Annotated in this window: 17 protein-coding genes; 7 read left to right on the forward strand and 10 right to left on the reverse strand. The window is 63.8% G+C overall.

The genetic code is table 11. From position 1 onward, the window contains the following. Window positions 1-2: 2 nt before the first annotated feature. Window positions 3-1,103, reverse strand: a complete 1,101-nt coding sequence (locus AB1Z25_RS15250) for an ABC transporter permease subunit (protein WP_107798613.1) — start codon at window positions 1,101-1,103, stop codon at window positions 3-5. 18 nt (window positions 1,104-1,121) lie between these two features. Continuing rightward, window positions 1,122-2,045 (reverse strand): branched-chain amino acid ABC transporter permease, encoded by a 924-nt coding sequence (locus AB1Z25_RS15255; protein ID WP_107798612.1) that lies wholly within the window; start codon window positions 2,043-2,045, stop codon window positions 1,122-1,124. 222 nt (window positions 2,046-2,267) lie between these two features. On the opposite strand from AB1Z25_RS15255, the gene AB1Z25_RS15260 reads away from it, so the two are divergent. The 4 genes from AB1Z25_RS15260 to AB1Z25_RS15275 all read left to right on the forward strand — a co-directional run bounded on the left by AB1Z25_RS15260 (window position 2,268) and on the right by AB1Z25_RS15275 (window position 6,849). Next, window positions 2,268-2,591 carry a hypothetical protein gene (locus tag AB1Z25_RS15260; RefSeq protein ID WP_486635607.1) on the forward strand — a complete coding sequence of 108 codons (324 nt, stop codon included), beginning with the start codon at window positions 2,268-2,270 and terminating at the stop codon, window positions 2,589-2,591. 299 nt (window positions 2,592-2,890) lie between these two features. Further along, window positions 2,891-3,754 (forward strand): MBL fold metallo-hydrolase, encoded by an 864-nt coding sequence (locus tag AB1Z25_RS15265; RefSeq protein ID WP_486635608.1) that lies wholly within the window; start codon window positions 2,891-2,893, stop codon window positions 3,752-3,754. Next, window positions 3,748-4,446, forward strand: a complete 699-nt coding sequence (locus AB1Z25_RS15270) for a DsbA family protein (RefSeq protein WP_107798610.1) — start codon at window positions 3,748-3,750, stop codon at window positions 4,444-4,446. Before AB1Z25_RS15265 ends, AB1Z25_RS15270 begins: the two co-directional genes overlap by 7 nt. A 327-nt stretch (window positions 4,447-4,773) precedes the next feature. Next, window positions 4,774-6,849, forward strand: a complete 2,076-nt coding sequence (locus tag AB1Z25_RS15275; RefSeq protein WP_486635609.1) for a prolyl oligopeptidase family serine peptidase — start codon at window positions 4,774-4,776, stop codon at window positions 6,847-6,849. A 92-nt stretch (window positions 6,850-6,941) separates the two neighbouring features. Here AB1Z25_RS15275 and AB1Z25_RS15280 read toward each other — a convergent pair whose 3' ends face one another. Then, complete coding sequence (locus AB1Z25_RS15280; RefSeq protein ID WP_107798608.1) at window positions 6,942-7,727, reverse strand: enoyl-CoA hydratase; 786 nt, start codon at window positions 7,725-7,727, stop codon at window positions 6,942-6,944. 308 nt (window positions 7,728-8,035) lie between these two features. Here AB1Z25_RS15280 and AB1Z25_RS15285 point away from each other — a divergent pair, with 308 nt between their 5' ends. After that, complete coding sequence (locus AB1Z25_RS15285) at window positions 8,036-8,701, forward strand: sulfite exporter TauE/SafE family protein (protein ID WP_227104330.1); 666 nt, start codon at window positions 8,036-8,038, stop codon at window positions 8,699-8,701. On the opposite strand, the gene AB1Z25_RS15290 is transcribed toward AB1Z25_RS15285, so the two are convergent. The 6 genes from AB1Z25_RS15290 to AB1Z25_RS15315 are packed head-to-tail and all read right to left on the reverse strand — an operon-like array spanning window position 8,694 to window position 12,776. Continuing rightward, window positions 8,694-9,599 (reverse strand): metal ABC transporter solute-binding protein, Zn/Mn family, encoded by a 906-nt coding sequence (locus AB1Z25_RS15290; protein ID WP_235087400.1) that lies wholly within the window; start codon window positions 9,597-9,599, stop codon window positions 8,694-8,696. The two genes, AB1Z25_RS15285 and AB1Z25_RS15290, sit on opposite strands and share 8 nt — an antisense overlap. A gap of 22 nt (window positions 9,600-9,621) precedes the next feature. Next, entirely contained in the window at window positions 9,622-10,494 is an 873-nt protein-coding gene (locus tag AB1Z25_RS15295) for a metal ABC transporter permease (protein ID WP_199225997.1), read from the reverse strand. 2 nt (window positions 10,495-10,496) lie between these two features. Beyond that, window positions 10,497-11,240: a metal ABC transporter ATP-binding protein gene (locus AB1Z25_RS15300; protein ID WP_227104332.1), complete on the reverse strand. Its 744-nt coding sequence runs from the start codon at window positions 11,238-11,240 to the stop codon at window positions 10,497-10,499. After that, a complete protein-coding gene (locus AB1Z25_RS15305) occupies window positions 11,237-11,407 on the reverse strand; it encodes a hypothetical protein (RefSeq protein WP_227104334.1) in 171 nt (56 codons plus the stop codon). The genes AB1Z25_RS15300 and AB1Z25_RS15305 overlap by 4 nt, the downstream gene beginning before the upstream one ends. Then, window positions 11,404-12,321 carry a CobW family GTP-binding protein gene (locus AB1Z25_RS15310; RefSeq protein WP_486635610.1) on the reverse strand — a complete coding sequence of 306 codons (918 nt, stop codon included), beginning with the start codon at window positions 12,319-12,321 and terminating at the stop codon, window positions 11,404-11,406. Before AB1Z25_RS15310 ends, AB1Z25_RS15305 begins: the two co-directional genes overlap by 4 nt. 20 nt (window positions 12,322-12,341) lie before the next feature. Further along, complete coding sequence (locus AB1Z25_RS15315) at window positions 12,342-12,776, reverse strand: Fur family transcriptional regulator (RefSeq protein ID WP_019101166.1); 435 nt, start codon at window positions 12,774-12,776, stop codon at window positions 12,342-12,344. A 172-nt stretch (window positions 12,777-12,948) separates the two neighbouring features. Between AB1Z25_RS15315 and AB1Z25_RS15320 the strand changes: the two genes are divergently transcribed. Both AB1Z25_RS15320 and AB1Z25_RS15325 read left to right on the forward strand, forming a co-directional pair. Further along, on the forward strand, window positions 12,949-13,377 hold the full coding sequence (locus AB1Z25_RS15320; protein WP_107798602.1) for a c-type cytochrome: 429 nt from the start codon (window positions 12,949-12,951) through the stop codon (window positions 13,375-13,377). A 91-nt stretch (window positions 13,378-13,468) separates the two neighbouring features. Continuing rightward, the gene (locus AB1Z25_RS15325; protein WP_235087393.1) at window positions 13,469-13,906 is read left to right on the forward strand and encodes a c-type cytochrome; all 438 of its coding nucleotides are present in this window, start codon (window positions 13,469-13,471) and stop codon (window positions 13,904-13,906) included. A gap of 65 nt (window positions 13,907-13,971) precedes the next feature. Here AB1Z25_RS15325 and AB1Z25_RS15330 read toward each other — a convergent pair whose 3' ends face one another. Continuing rightward, window positions 13,972-14,631, reverse strand: a complete 660-nt coding sequence (locus AB1Z25_RS15330) for a cytochrome b/b6 domain-containing protein (RefSeq protein ID WP_235087392.1) — start codon at window positions 14,629-14,631, stop codon at window positions 13,972-13,974. Window positions 14,632-14,863: the final 232 nt, after the last annotated feature.

Raw genomic sequence — 14,863 nt, forward strand, 5'->3', positions numbered from 1 at the left:
GCTCAGCCTTTCTGCCCTGCGGCTTCTCTATCGTCACGGAACTCGGCTTTACGGCGCTTGGACGGCCACATGCCCTCCGGCCGCACCAGCATCATCACCACCATCGCCAAGCCGAACAACAGCATGCGGGCGTTTTCCGGATCGATCAGCATTTTACCGAAGGTTTTCATCTGCAGCGGGCCTATCACTTCGCGCAGGATCTCCGGCGCGATGGTCAGCACCACGGCGCCGAGAATCACGCCCGGGATGTGACCCATGCCGCCCAGCACGATCATCGCCAGAATCATGATGGATTCCAGCAGGCTGAACGATTCCGGCGACACGAAGCCCTGGAAGGACGCGAACAGGCCGCCGGCCACGCCGCCGGACAAGGCGCCCAAGGCGAAGGCCAGCAACTTGATGTTGCGGATGTTGATGCCCATCGCCGCGGCGGCGATGTCGTCTTCGCGCAGGGCCACCCAGGCGCGGCCGATGCGCGAATGCTGCAGGCGCCAGGCCATGATCACCACGCCCACGGTCAGCGCCAGGAACAGATAGTAGTAGAGATAAACGCTGTGGAAGCTCAGGCCGAACAGCTCCATCGTCTCGCCCAGCGATACGCCGCCCACCTTGATCGGGTCGATCAGGTTGATGCCCTGCGGGCCGTTGGTGATGTTGACCGGGGTGTTCAGGTTGTTCATGAAGATGCGCACGATCTCCCCGAAGCCCAGCGTCACGATGGCCAGATAGTCGCCCTTGAGCCGCAATACCGGCGTGCCCAGCAAGATGCCGCAGAAAGCCGCCAGCACCGCGCCCAAGGGGATGGTGATGTAAAACGGCAGATGCAGGCCGAAATGCGGCGAGCCCAGCAAGGCGAAGGTGTAGGCGCCCACCGCGTAGAAGGCGATGAAGCCCAGGTCCAGCAAGCCGGCGAAGCCCACCACGATGTTGAGGCCCAACGCCAGCATCACGTAGAGCAAGGCGAAGTCGACGATGCGGACCCAGGAGTTGCCCAGCAGGCCGCCCACCAGGAAAGGCAGTACCGCCATCGCCACCGCGGACAGCACGAACAGGCCGACTTTCTTGCCGGTGTCCATCTTGTTGATATTGAGTGCCATGGTCATGATATGTCGTCTCCAGGATCAGGCACGGTCGGCCATCTTTTCGCCCAGCAGGCCGGACGGACGGAAAATCAGCACCATGATCAACACCATAAAGGCGATGATGTCCTGATAGTTGGAGCCGAGGAAGCCGCCGGTCAGCGTGCCGATATAGCCGGCGCCCAGGCTTTCGATGATGCCCAGCAGCAAGCCGCCGGCCACCGCGCCGCCCAGATTGCCGATGCCGCCCAGCACCGCGGCGGTGAAGGCCTTCAGACCAATCATGAAGCCCATATAGTAATGAGCTTGCTCGTAGTTGGTGGCCACCATCACGCCGGCCACCGCGCCCAGGCTGGAGCCGATGACGAAGGTGGCGGAAATGATGGTATTGACGTTGACGCCCATCAGGCCGGCCACCGCCGGGTTCTGACTGGTGGCGCGCATCGCGCGGCCCAGCTTGGTGCGCTCCACCATCAGCAGCAGGCCGGCCATGATCACCAGACACAGCACGATGATGGTGATCTGCAGCTTGGTGATGCTGGCGCCGAAGAAGGACACCACGTCGTGGTCCAGGATTTGCGGGAAGGGAATGTAGTTGCGGCCCCAGATCAGGATGGCCACCTGCTGCAGCACGATGGACAGGCCGATCGCGGTGATCAGCGGCGCCAGTCTTTGCTTGCCGCGCAGCGGACGGTAAGCGATGCGCTCTACGGTGAAGCCCAGCAGCATGCAGGCCGCAATCGCCACCAGCAATCCGATCAGCACCAGGGCGGGACCGGGCAGGCCGGAACCGGACAAGGCGTTGACGACGGAGATGGTGACCATGGCGCCGAACATCACCACTTCGCCGTGGGCGAAGTTGATGAGCCCCATGATCCCGTACACCATGGTGTAGCCCAATGCGATCAACGCATAAATGCTACCCAGAACGAGACCGTTCAGGATTTGTTGCAGAAAAATGTCCACGTTGGGAGATCTCCTTTGTATTGACGACCGGCAGCTTGCGGGGTTTCCCCTCTTATTGGCTGCTGCCTGTTCTTGAGTGCCCGGACGAGCCTTGATTATTTGGATTCTGTCAGACAGGCGAACGGATTATGTAGGCGGATTCCAGCGACTGTCAATCTTAAAGATTGGTTAAAACGGCACCAAATCAAGCCCATTTAAAAACAATATAACACATTGTTTTTCATGCATTTTTTCAAAAAACAAGACGAAACCGGCCAAAGAAATTTTGAATTTCTCCGGATAAAGGAAAACCCTGGGCCAGCAGGTCGTTTTTCAGATTTTGATCATGCTTTGGCGCAAAATATGTTCGCTTTCGAAAAGACGTCCATCAAAGAATTCGCATTACAACATTCGCTCGCTTTCGCGATTCGAATGGATACAATCTCCCAAAATAAGGCCCCAAGTCGACAAAAATTGCATGCCGCGGCGCATCAAACATCAAGCAAGAACAGGGCCATCGCCTACAGCGCCCATCCGACATTCCAGCCTCCGCGCTTTTATGGCTGAAACATAGCCCATTCAGTCCGTCTTGGCTGCAACTGTCTAAGACGCCGCCCAAGCTCTCGCCCTTGCTCGCGATCCCTGGAGCCGGTCTGAGCAAGCGTCCGTCCCCTCCCCCGTCGTGGCCCAGCGCCTGAGTAGACGACGGAAAGCCCCTGAGGCTCCGACCAATTAGATCGAAACAAGCAACAATTTATTGCGATTTAGATGGTTTATTCCCATTAAGCGCACGTTTTATAGTGAGCGTCGAAATCCAGCCTACTCACCGCCGGCGATAGAAGCCGGGCCATATGGAGAATGAATCGATGTTCCGCCAAACCCTGATCGCCGGCGCCCTGACCCTGGCGGCAACGGCCGCCGTCGCCGCGCCGCTGAAACTGTCCATCTACAACGCCGACGGCAATAGCTTCAATGTCAGCTCGGTCCTGGTCAGCGGCGAGAAAGACGCCATCCTGATCGACACCGGCTTCACCCGCGCCGACGCCCACCGCATCGCCGCCAAGGTGCTGGACAGCGGCAAGCAACTGAAAACCATCTATATCAGCCAGGCCGATCCCGACTACTACTTCGGCGCCGCCGAACTGAAGAAGATCTTCCCGCAGGCCCAAGTGCTCAGCAACGGCCCAACCCTGGCCAAGATCAAGGCCAATATCCAGGGCAAGCTCGCTTACTGGGGCCCGCAAATGGGCGTCAACGCGCCCAGCGCGCCGCTGCTGCCCGAAGCGCTGAAAGGCGAACGTCTGGAACTGGAAGGCAAGGCGCTGGAAATCAAGGGCGCGCACGGCGTGCTGGCGCACCGCGGCTATGTGTGGATTCCGTCCCTGCGCGCGATTGTCGGCAATGTCGGCGTCACCGCGCCCAGCATGCACGTCTGGACCGCGGACACCCAGAGCCCGGCCGAACGCCAGGCCTGGATCAAGCAGCTGGACGAAATGGAAGCGCTGCAACCGGAAATCGTAGTCCCCGGCCACATGCAGGCGGGCGACAAAACCGATCTGAGCGCCGTGCGCTTCACCCGCCGGTACTTGCAGCAGTTCGAACTGAATCTGGCCAAATCGGCCAATAGCGCCCAGTTGATCCAGGCGATGAAGCAAGCCTTCCCGCAAGCGGGCGAAGACATGTCGCTGGAGATCGGCGCCAAGGTCAATAAGGGCGAGATGAAATGGTAAGCGCCTCCACGATCCGGCTGCACTACTTTTACGATCCGCTGTGCGGCTGGTGCTACGGCGCTTCGCCGCTGCTGCTGGCGGCCGCGGCGCGGCCGGAAGTCGAACTGGCGCTGCACGGCGGCGGCATGCTCAGCGCGCCGCACAACCGCCGCGTGAACCTGGAGTGGCGCGGCTACGTGATGCCGCACGATCACCGCATCGCCGCCCTCAGCGGCCAGCCCTTCGGCGACGCCTACTTCGACGGCTTGCTGCGCAGCGAGGCGCGTTTGGACTCGACGCCGCCCATCGCCGCCGTCCTGGCCGCGCCGGAACTGGGCATTGCGCCGCAGACCATGCTGGCCCGCGTGCAAGCCGCTCATTACCTGCACGGGCTTGAGATCGCCGACGTCGCGGTGCTCGCCCGGCTAGCGGCCGAATTGGGCGTGTCCGCCGACCGCTTCGCCGACGCCTACGCCGGCGGTCTGGCGCGCAGCGTCGAGCATATAGACCACAGCCGCCGGCTGATGACCCGCCTGGGCTTGCGCGGCTTCCCGTCCGCGGCGCTGGAAGTGGACGGCCGCTTCCAAGCCCTGGATCTGGGCTCCTATCTGGGCAAGCCGGACATGTTCAGCCAGCACCTGGCGCAACTCGGCGCCGCCACCCTCTCAGGCTCGGCCGAGCTGCCGCCGATGTGCGGGCTGGACGGCTGCTAAGCGCCTGTTCAAAGCCGCGCGCAGGGGCGCTACCTGGTGAAAGCCAGCGCTGAAAAAGCGGCCTTGCTCATGGGACGCATGAGCATTCCGAATGCGGCACGCCCCGAGTCGCGCCCTAGGCCGCGCAGCCTACCGTGAACGGCTGCCAAGGCCCCTCCCCTCGCCCTCCCCGCCAACGGCGGCCACGCCTGGACATGGCCGCCGTTCGTCTTCTCCGCTCGCGCGGCGCTTGATGACAAACAAATTCTCGGACGTTACAGTATTCGGACACATCAAAACAAATCCACTGTCTACAGCCATTGGCTGAATTAAGGGAAACCCGTCCGGATGAAAACCTTAGGCACCCCACTGTCCTTCGCCCTGCTCGCGCTCTGCGCCGCGGCGAACGCCGCGCAAGACCCCTATCTATGGCTGGAGGAGATTCAAGGCAAGGAAGCGCTGGCCTGGGTCGGCCGGCAAAATGAAAACACGCGCCAGGACCTCGGCCGGCAAACCGACTACCCGGCGCTGCGCCGCGAGCTGCTGACCATCCTGGACTCCAACGACCGCATCCCCTCCGTGGAGAAGATAGGCGGGCTCTACTACAACTTCTGGCGCGACAAAGACCACCCGCGCGGGCTGTGGCGACGCGCCACGCTGGACGAATACAGCAAGGCCGCGCCGCAATGGGAAACCGTGCTGGACCTGGACCGCTTGGCCAAGGACGAGGGGGAAAACTGGGTGTGGCAAGGGGCCGACTGCCTGCGCCCCGATCAGGAACGCTGTCTGCTGCGCTTAAGCCGCGGTGGCGGCGACGCCGCGGTGGTGCGTGAATTCGACCCGGCCGCCAAGGCCTTCGTCAAGGACGGCTTCCAACTGCCCGAAGCCAAGAGCGAAGTCAGCTGGCAGGACCGCGACACCCTTTATGTGATGAGCGACTTCGGCCCCGGGTCGCTGACCGACTCCGGCTATCCCCGCATCGTCAAGACCTGGCGCCGCGGCCAGCCGCTGGCCGAAGCGCAAACCGTGTTCGAAGGCCAGCAGGCCGACGTCGCCGTGCACGCGGCCAGGATAGACGCCCAAGGCCGACGCTACGATCTGATCACGCGCGCGCCCACTTTCTTCAGCACCGAGGCGCGGCTGCGGGTGGATGGAAAATGGCGCAAGCTGGACAAGCCCGACCATGTCGGCGTCGATTTCTTCGGCGACTGGCTGCTGTTGACGCCCAAACAGGACTGGACCGCCGGCGGCAAGACCTGGCGCGGCGGTTCCTTGCTGGCCATCAAGACCGACGCCTACCTGGCCGGCGAACGCGGCTTCAGCCCCCTGTTCGAACCCAGCGCCGCCGTCTCGCTGGCGGAGCAGACGTCCACTCGCGACAGCTTGCTGCTGACCATGCTGGACAATGTCGGCAGCCGCTTAATGGAATGGAAGGTCGTGGACGGCCAATGGCGGTCGCGCCCGGTGGCCACGCCCAGCTTCGGCAGCATCAGCGTGCGCGCGGTCGATCCCGACCGCGACAACCGCTACTTCTACAGCTTCACCGATTTTCTGACACCGCCGACGCTGGCCCTGGCCGAGACCGGCAGCGATGAGCGCCGGATGCTGAAACAGCAGCCCGGCTTTTTCGACGCCGGCCCCTACCGCATCCAACAGTGGTTCGCCGCCTCTCGCGACGGCACCCGCGTGCCCTATTTCCTGGTCAGCCGCAAAGACATCAAGCTGGACGGCTCCAACCCCACGCTCTTGTACGGTTACGGCGGCTTCGAAGTGTCGCTGACCCCGCGCTACAACGGCGCGCTGGGCAAGGCCTGGCTGGAACGCGGCGGCGTCTACGCGCTGGCCAATATCCGCGGCGGCGGCGAATACGGTCCGGCCTGGCACGAGGCGGCGCGCAAACAGCTGCGCCAGAACGCCTACGACGACTTCGCCGCCATCGCGGAAGACCTGGCCAAACGCGGCGTGGCCGACGCCCGTCATCTGGGCATCAAGGGCGGCAGCAACGGCGGCCTGCTGATGGGGGTGATGCTGACCCAGCGTCCGGAGCTGTTCAACGCCGTGGTCTGCCAGGTGCCGCTGCTGGATATGCGCCGCTTCAACCGCTTATTGGCCGGCGCTAGCTGGATGGACGAGTACGGCAACCCCGATTTACCGGAAGACTGGGCTTATATCCGCCGTTACTCGCCCTATCAGAACCTGAAAGCGGACGCGCGTTACCCGGCCACCCTGTTCATGACCTCGACGCTGGACGACAGAGTTCATCCCGGCCACGCCCGCAAAATGTTCGCGGCCATGCAGGCGATGGGCGCCCCGGTGCAGTATTTCGAGCGCACCGAGGGCGGGCACGGCGCCGCCGCCAACCATCAGCAGGAAGCCGATATCGCGGCCATGGAATACGCCTTCCTGTTGCGCCAACTGCGCTGACCCGCCCGGCCCGGCGGAACAGATGCGGGCATCAAAACAAACCGCCTGCGGCCGAAACGGCGGCAGGCGGTTTTGCATGGGACGCGGACCGTTCAATCATCGCCGGACTCGACCCAGCTGGGGCTGCGCTTGGCGATGAAGGCGCTGACGCCCTCGATCTGCTCCGCGCTGCCCATCAGCTGGCGCACCGCGGCGCGCTCGCGCTCCAGATGCTGAGCCAGCGTCAGATTGCCGCTCTCCTCGATCAGCCGACGCGCGGCGGCCACCGCGCCCGGCGCCTGGTTCGCCACTTTGTTGGCCAGGCTGATCGCCACGATCTTGGCGAAGCCCTGGTCCACCACTTCCTCGATCAGCCCGATGGTCAGGGCCTTCTCCGCCGTCACCACTTCGCCGCCCAGAATAATGCGCTTGGCCCAGGAAACGCCCACCTTGTCCGCCAGCGTCTTGGTGCCGCCCGCCGCCGGGATGATGCCCACCTTGGCTTCCGGCAGCCCGAGCTTGGCGCCGCGCTCGGCCACCATGTAATCACAGCCCAGCGCCAATTCCAGACCGCCGCCCAGGGCGTAGCCGTTGATCGCGGCCACCGTGACGCCGCGGTACTGCTGCAAACTGCGCAAAGCGCCGGCGAAGGCATCGAACACCTTGTCCGCCTCGGCCGCGTCGCCGGACGCGAATTGCTTCAAATCGGCGCCGGCGGAAAAAAACGCGTCGCCCGCCCCGGTCAACACCACCGAACGCACAGCCGGATCCGCATCCAGCGACCGCATCGTCGTAGCCAGCTCATTCAGGCTCTCCGTGGTCAGCAAATTCGCCGGCGCGTTTTTGAGAGTCACGATCGCTGACTGGCCCAGCCGCTCAAGTGTCAGATACTTGGCCATATTTTCCTCACTCTATCCCCATGGATTACATCGCTAATGCATATGTTTTGACCAGGTCGAGCGCCTGGATCCTCAGCGGGGGACCCATTGCGCATAGGTCCGAAGCCAAAGCAGCATTCTCATTGCAAACTGACCTTTTGACCAGTAGTCGGCCAGCTAGACCATCATTTTTTTTATAACTTTCTTTAAGGAGATGCCAAGTAAAATTTTGATAAAGGCAATAAATGCCAAAAGCAAATATGACCGCCGCGCGCGCAAGCGCGAGCCGCCACTCTGTTACCATAGAGCTTTCTGAGACAGGTTGCGGCATGATTGAAACGAGCGGGTGGATATTGTTTCTGGCGGGCTTGCTGGGCGGCGGCCACTGCATGGGCATGTGCGGCGGCATCGTCGCCGCGCTGACGCTGAATCTGCCCCCCGAGACCAGCCGCTGGCGCATCATGCTGGCCTACAATCTGGGACGCGTCGGCAGCTACGCGCTGATAGGCGCGCTGCTGGGCGGCCTGGCCGCCACCGGCCTCGCTCTGCTGGACATCCGCGGGCTGCAATTGGCGCTGGCGCTGTTGGCCAACCTGATGCTGGTGGCCATGGGCCTGTACCTGGCCGGCCTGTCCGGCGCGGTCAATCTGATCGAACGGCTGGGCGCGCCGATCTGGCGGCGCTTGCAGCCGCTGCTGGGCCCCCTGCTGCCGGTCCGCTCGCCGCAAGCCGCGCTGCTGGCCGGCATGGTCTGGGGCTGGCTGCCCTGCGGCCTGGTTTACAGCGCCTCGCTGTCGGCGCTGGCCACCGGCAGCGCGTCCGGCGGCGCGCTGGCCATGCTCGCCTTCGGGCTCGGCACCTTGCCCAATCTCCTGCTGATGGGCGCTTTCGCCGACAGCTTGCGCCGCTGGATGCAACAACGACCAGTCCGCCTGACGGCGGGACTGGTCGTTGCGGGCATCGGCGCCTGGCAGTTGCTGCGGGCGCTTATTTGAACGATTTCAAAATGGTGTCCACATTGTAACGGAACATCGCCAAATAGCTGGGCGCCGGACCGGACGGGCCGGACAGCGCGTCGGCGTACAACTTGCCGCCTATCGCCACCTTGGCCTCGCGCGCCAGCTGCTCCAACAGACGCTTGTCGGTCATGTTCTCCATGAATACCGCCGCCACTTTTTCCTGCCGCACTTGGCGCACCAGCCGCGCCACCGCCTTGGCCGACGCCTCGGACTCGGTGCTGACGCCCTGGATGGCCAGCACTTGCAGCTGGTAACGCTCGCCCAGATAAGCGAAGGCGTCGTGCGAGGTCAGCATCTTGCGCTTGGCCGCGGGCACGGCGGCGAAGGCCTTGGCTGCCCAGGCGTCCATCTCCTTCACCTTGGCCGCGTAGTCGGCGGCGCGGCGGGCGTACTCCGGCTTGCCGGCCGGGTCCGCCTGGCTCAGGCCGGCCTCGATGTTGCGGATATAGGTCAGCACGCGCCTGGGGTCGTGCCAGGCGTGCGGATCGACGGCCCCGTGGTCATGCCCGGCATGGCCGTGGTCGTGCCCGTGGTGATCCTCGTCTTCCGCTTCGCGGGTCTTGATGCCCTTGCCCGCCTCCACTTGCACGCCCTTGAAATGAGCGGCCTTGCTCAGCCGCACCATCCAGCCTTCCATGCCCAGGCCATTGGTGACCAGCAGCTTGGCGGCGGCCACTTTCTTGACGTCGGCCGGCGACGGCTGGAACACGTGGGCGTCCTGATCCGGCCCCACCAGCGAGGAGACTTCGACGCGATCGCCGCCGATCTCGCGCGTCATATCGGCGACGATGCTGAAGCTGGCGACCACCGGCAGCTTGGCCCAGGCGGACAAGGGCAGGCCCAGCAACAGCAGGGCCATGATTGATTTCTTCATCGGCGACTTCCTTATCAAGGGTTCAGGATTCCAGATGCCGGGCGCGGATGTAGCGCGGCAAAGCCCCGCCCACCGGCGCCAACAGCAGCGACAGCAGATAGACCAGGCCCGCCAGCAGAATGATGGCCGGCCCGGAAGGCAGTTCGAAGTGATAGGACAGCAAGAGGCCGCCCAGGCCGGCCAGGAAGGCGATGGCCACCGACAGCCCGAGCAGGGCCTCGATGCGCTCGGTCCACAAGCGGGCGGTGATCGCCGGCAACATCATCAGGCCCACCGCCATCAGGGTGCCCAGCGCCTGGAAACCGGCCACCAGGTTCAGCACCACCAGCATCAGGAACAGCATGTGCCACAGGCCGCCGCGCGCGCCCACGGCGCGCAGATAGACCGGGTCCAGGCTTTCCAGCAGCAAGGGGCGGTAGATCAAAGCCAGCGCCAACAGGGTGAAGGAAGCGACGCCGGCCACCAGGTACAGCGCCGCGTCGTCCACCGCCAGCACCGAGCCGAACAGGATGTGCATCAAGTCCACATTGCTGCCGCCGCGCGACACCAGCAAGACGCCGATGGACAAAGACAGCAGGTAGAAGGCGGCGAAGCTGGCGTCCTCCTTGATGCTGGTGAAACGCGTGGCCAGGCCGGCGAGCAAGGCCACCAGCACGCCGGCGAAGAAACCGCCCAAGCTCATCGCCGGCAGACTGAGACCGGCCATCATGAAACCCACTGCGGCGCCGGGCAGCACCGCGTGGCTCATTGCGTCGCCCATCAGGCTCATGCGCCGCATCACCAGGAACAGGCCGATGGGGCCGCTGCCCAAGGCCAGGGCCAGGCAGCCCACCAGCGCCCGGCGCATGAAGGCGAATTCGGCGAACGGCGCCACCAGTAAATCGTATAAGTGCAGCATCAGGCTTGCGCTCCATCCACTTCGCAGACCGCGGCCTGGGATTGCCAATGCGCGGCGGTGTCCACCGCGCGTTTCAGATTGGCGTCGCACAGCACCTCGGCGGTATCGCCCCAGGCCACCACTTCGCGCGCCAATAACAAGGTATGCGGGAAATACGCGCGCACCTGCTCATAATCATGCAATACCGCCACCACGGTGCGGCCTTCCTCGCGCCAATGGCGCACCAGCTCCAACAGATCGTAAGTGGTCTTGGCGTCCACCGCGTTGAACGGTTCGTCCAACAGGATCAGCCGCGCGTCCTGCACCAGGATGCGGGCGAACAGCACGCGCTGGAACTGGCCGCTGGACAGCGCCGAGATCGGCCTCAGCGCGAAGTCGGCCAGCCCCACCTGCTCCAAGGCCAGCAAGGCCTGGTCGCGGCCGCGGCGGCTGACGCCGCCGAACACGCCGGTGTCGTGCCACAGCCCGGTGCACACCAGATCCAGCACGCTGACAGGCAAGGAGCGGTCGATCTCCGATTGCTGCGGCAGATAGGCGATGTCCCGCCGCCGGAAGCCGCCCAGCTGCACCGAGCCTGAGTCCGGCTTCAACGCGCCTATCATGGCCTTGAGCAAGGTGCTCTTGCCGGCGCCGTTGGGGCCGAAGATGGCGGTGGCGTCGCCGGCGGCGAAACAACCGCTGACATGGTGCACCGCCGGATGGCGCTGATAGGAAACCGTCAGGTTCTGCAGACTGACGCTCATGCCGCCTCCCGCAAAGCCCAGATCACCAAGAACCAGAGCACCGCCAACGCGGCGCCGGCCAGGCCCAGCCGCTGCCAGGCCGACAGCGCCAGCAGGCTGAACGGCGCTTTGAAATTGTCCGGCGTCAGATGCCGGTGCGCGTGTGTGTGTTGATGTTTGGGCGTCATTCGAAACACCTCCGCAGGGTGTTCTCGATCGCGGCGGCGTCGAAATCCTCCGCGATCAGTTCGAAGCGGCTATCGCGTCTCCAGGACACCTGGGCCGCGCCCCACTGTCCGGCCGCCCAGTTCAGCCACACCCAGCTGTCCAGCACTTTGAACACGCCCTTGGCACGCACCAGGCCCGGCACCAAGGCGGGCAGCTCATCGAAGAAACGGGTCAGCCGCTCGCCGTCGAAAGCCTGCTCCGGCCCGAAAGTCCAGCCCATGGAACGCCATTGCGCGGCGGCATCGTCCGGCACCGCCGGCCGGTAACGCGGCTTGGGCGCGGCGGCGGCGTCCAGCCAGGCCGGATCCAGCTCGCCGTTGCGCACCTCGCCCACCAAGGACTTGGGCGGGAACAAGGCCGCCGCCTGCCGGCGGAAAGCCTCCATCGTCGGCACGTCGGCGGTGTCTATCTTGTTGGCCACCAGCACGTCGGCGATGGAAATCTGGTCGCGGTACAGCGGCTGGCGATGATAGTCCGGCTGAATGAACTGGCGCGGGTCCACCAGGGTGAGCACCGCGCCCACCTCCAGCGCCTCGCCCAAGGGCTTGGCGCGCAGCTCGTCGATGACGCCGGCCGCGTGCGCCAGGCCGCTGGCCTCGATCAGCAGACGGTCCGGGCGTTCGCGGCGCAGCAAGGTCGCCACCGTGGCGGTCATCTGCGGTCCGGCCACGCAGCACAGGCAGCCGCCGGCGATTTCCGCCACCGCCAGCTCGTCCTGGCTCAGCGCCGCGCCGTCGATGCCGACCTCGCCGAACTCGTTGACGATGATCGCCCACTTTTCATGCGCGGGACGACGATCGATCAAATGGCGCAACGCCGTGGTCTTGCCCACCCCGAGAAAGCCGGTGAACAAATTGACTATGGTTTTTTTCATGGATCAGGGAATTCTTGGATTCAGGCGCTGCAAGACTGGCAACGGCCGGTCAGCACCAGGTTTTGCGGACACAGGGAAAAAGCCACCGCTTGCGCGGCCTGGCGCAGCGCGCTCAAGGCCGGCGCGGCGTCGATCTCCTGCACCTGGCCGCAATCGCCGCAGACCAGGATCAGCCCTTCGTGCTGGCATTCGAAATGATCGCAGACGATGAAGCCGTTCAAGGCGTCCACCTTGTGCAGCAGACCGTGCTCCACCAGGAAATCCAGCGCGCGGTAGACGGTGGGCGGCGCGGCGGCGCCGCGCTCTTGCTGCAAATCCGCCAGAACCTGGTAAGCCTTGACCACCCCGCTGTAACGCAGCACCAACTCCAGCACCTGACGGCGCAATGCGGTCAGTTTGCTGCCGCGCCGTTCGCAATGCCGCTCCGCCGCGGCCAGATAGGCTTGATGGTCCATGCAGGACACCCGCTTGTTTAATCAGGACGCAATGTTACTGTATAACATATCGAATTCACAAGGATTAATCATTCATCGGTTTATCATGGCCGTCGGTCGTGGTAGCTTTGTGCTCCAGAATGTCCATGATAGGCTTATGGCTTATCCCTCATCGCTCATATAAGGAAATAACATGAAAACACTGATGATGGCCGTGGTGGCCGCCGTATTCGCCGGGCAGGCTTTCGCCGCCGATCCCATCGCGCAGCGCCAGGATGTTTTCAAGCAATACAAGCCGGTTGTAGGCGGCATGGGCAAGATGGTGAAGGGTGAAACCCCTTACAACAAAGACGAGTTCGCCAAACTCGCCGGCGAACTGGAAGCCCTGTCCCAAAAACCGTGGCAGCACTTCCCGGCCGGCAGCACCGCCGGCAAGACCGACGCCAAGCCGGAAATCTGGAGCAAGCCCGCCGAATGGCAAAAAGCCATCGACAACCACAAGGCCGCCACCGCCAAACTGAAGCAAGTGGCCGCCGCCGGCGATCTGGGCGCGATCAAGGTGCAGTTCGGCGCCACCCAGAAAACCTGTAAGGCCTGTCACGACGCCTTCCGCAAGGACTGAGCCCCGTCGCGTCGCGACCCCAGCAGCCCGCCCGCCAGCGGGCTGTTTGCTTGCCCGCCCCCAGCCAGACCCCACCCCCGAAGACCCCGGAATGAAAAAACTGCTGACCGTATTGCTGTTGGGCGCCGTCGCGGCGCCGCTGGCGCTGGCCGACACGCCGGCCGAAACCCGCACCAAGTCCTTCAAGAAAATATTGCTGGCCTTCGAGCCCATGGGCGCGGTGGTGCGCGGCCGGGATCCGTACCGGAAGGACGCCTTCATCCGTCAGGCCGACGCCTTGCAACAGATCGCCGCCGAGCCCTTCAATCACTTCCCCGCCAACAGCATCAGCGGCAAGAGCCGCGCCAAACCGGAAATCTGGAGCCAGCCCGCCAAGTTTCAGGCCGACAAGGACGTGTTCCTGAAATCGGTCGCCGATCTGGGACAGAGCGCCCGCGGCGGCGAGCTCGCCGCCATCAAGAAAAGCTACGGCGCGGTGGCGCAAAGCTGCAAAGCCTGTCACGACGCTTTCCGCGGCCCGGAGAAATAAGCGACGCCCATGAAAAAAGGGCGGATGCCCGCCCTTTTCGCCCCGCTGACGCCGCGGTCCGCCGCTTACAAACGCGTCAACAGCACATAGACGCCGCCGCTGGACACCAGCAGGGCCACCAGCGCGATGATGGCGGGCGCGAACGCCAAACGCGGCACATCGCCGGCGATGGCCTTGTTGCCGGTGATCATCGCCTTGACCAGATTGTTCTTCTTGAACACCCGGTAAGCGATGATGGCCAGCAAGTGCAGACCGACCAGGCCCAGAATCACATTGAAAAAGCTCTTGTGAAACGAGGTCGCGGCTTCGGCCATGTCGCCGCTCAGCAGCTTGGCCAGCGGGCCGTCGTACAGATAGCTGTCGACGTCGGCGGCGAACAGGCCGGTGCTCACCTGGGCCAGCAAGGCCAGCAACATCGCCAGCACCATCAGGCCGCCCAGCGGATTGTGACCCGGCTGCTCGTTCTCGCTCAGCTCGCCGCGCAGATAGCGGACAATGTTGCGCGGCCCCTTGATGAAGTTGCTGAAACGCGCGGTCTGGCTGCCGATCACGCCCCAGATCAAACGAAACAGCAACAGGCTGGCAAGACAGGAGCCGAACCAGATATGGTATTGCAGCCAATCGCCGCCCTGCTCGCCGCTATACCACATGCAGCCGAACAGAATCACCAGCGTCCAGTGAAACAAGCGAGTGGGAACATCCCACACTTTTACCATTTGCGTCATTGCGCTTTCACTCCTTGAATCCAAAACTCGCCCGCTCAGGCGCACCCGAATTAATGCATTGCAACATGATGATACCGTGCCGGCGGGACAAACCCTAAGCCAAATGGGGTTTTGTCCGGATTCTACCGACAAAAAGGGGGCAAAAACCACCGGTTTTCGGTTAATATCCTTGATTGGGCTCGCCTGGCGAGTCCGGCTACGCCGCCCGCCAACGGGCGGCCTAACTTTTTGC

The organism is Chromobacterium sp. HL1 (assembly GCF_057418835.1).

Coding starts and splice junctions, on each gene's coding strand:
- AB1Z25_RS15250 (WP_107798613.1), bottom strand. CDS start 1,103: ATGACCATGGCACTCAATATCAACAAGATGGACACCGGCAAGAAAGTC.
- AB1Z25_RS15260 (WP_486635607.1), top strand. CDS start 2,268: ATGCATTTTTTCAAAAAACAAGACGAAACCGGCCAAAGAAATTTTGAA.
- AB1Z25_RS15265 (WP_486635608.1), top strand. CDS start 2,891: ATGTTCCGCCAAACCCTGATCGCCGGCGCCCTGACCCTGGCGGCAACG.
- AB1Z25_RS15270 (WP_107798610.1), top strand. CDS start 3,748: ATGGTAAGCGCCTCCACGATCCGGCTGCACTACTTTTACGATCCGCTG.
- AB1Z25_RS15275 (WP_486635609.1), top strand. CDS start 4,774: ATGAAAACCTTAGGCACCCCACTGTCCTTCGCCCTGCTCGCGCTCTGC.
- AB1Z25_RS15280 (WP_107798608.1), bottom strand. CDS start 7,727: ATGGCCAAGTATCTGACACTTGAGCGGCTGGGCCAGTCAGCGATCGTG.
- AB1Z25_RS15285 (WP_227104330.1), top strand. CDS start 8,036: ATGATTGAAACGAGCGGGTGGATATTGTTTCTGGCGGGCTTGCTGGGC.
- AB1Z25_RS15290 (WP_235087400.1), bottom strand. CDS start 9,599: ATGAAGAAATCAATCATGGCCCTGCTGTTGCTGGGCCTGCCCTTGTCC.
- AB1Z25_RS15300 (WP_227104332.1), bottom strand. CDS start 11,240: ATGAGCGTCAGTCTGCAGAACCTGACGGTTTCCTATCAGCGCCATCCG.
- AB1Z25_RS15305 (WP_227104334.1), bottom strand. CDS start 11,407: ATGACGCCCAAACATCAACACACACACGCGCACCGGCATCTGACGCCG.
- AB1Z25_RS15310 (WP_486635610.1), bottom strand. CDS start 12,321: ATGAAAAAAACCATAGTCAATTTGTTCACCGGCTTTCTCGGGGTGGGC.
- AB1Z25_RS15315 (WP_019101166.1), bottom strand. CDS start 12,776: ATGGACCATCAAGCCTATCTGGCCGCGGCGGAGCGGCATTGCGAACGG.
- AB1Z25_RS15320 (WP_107798602.1), top strand. CDS start 12,949: ATGAAAACACTGATGATGGCCGTGGTGGCCGCCGTATTCGCCGGGCAG.
- AB1Z25_RS15325 (WP_235087393.1), top strand. CDS start 13,469: ATGAAAAAACTGCTGACCGTATTGCTGTTGGGCGCCGTCGCGGCGCCG.
- AB1Z25_RS15330 (WP_235087392.1), bottom strand. CDS start 14,631: ATGACGCAAATGGTAAAAGTGTGGGATGTTCCCACTCGCTTGTTTCAC.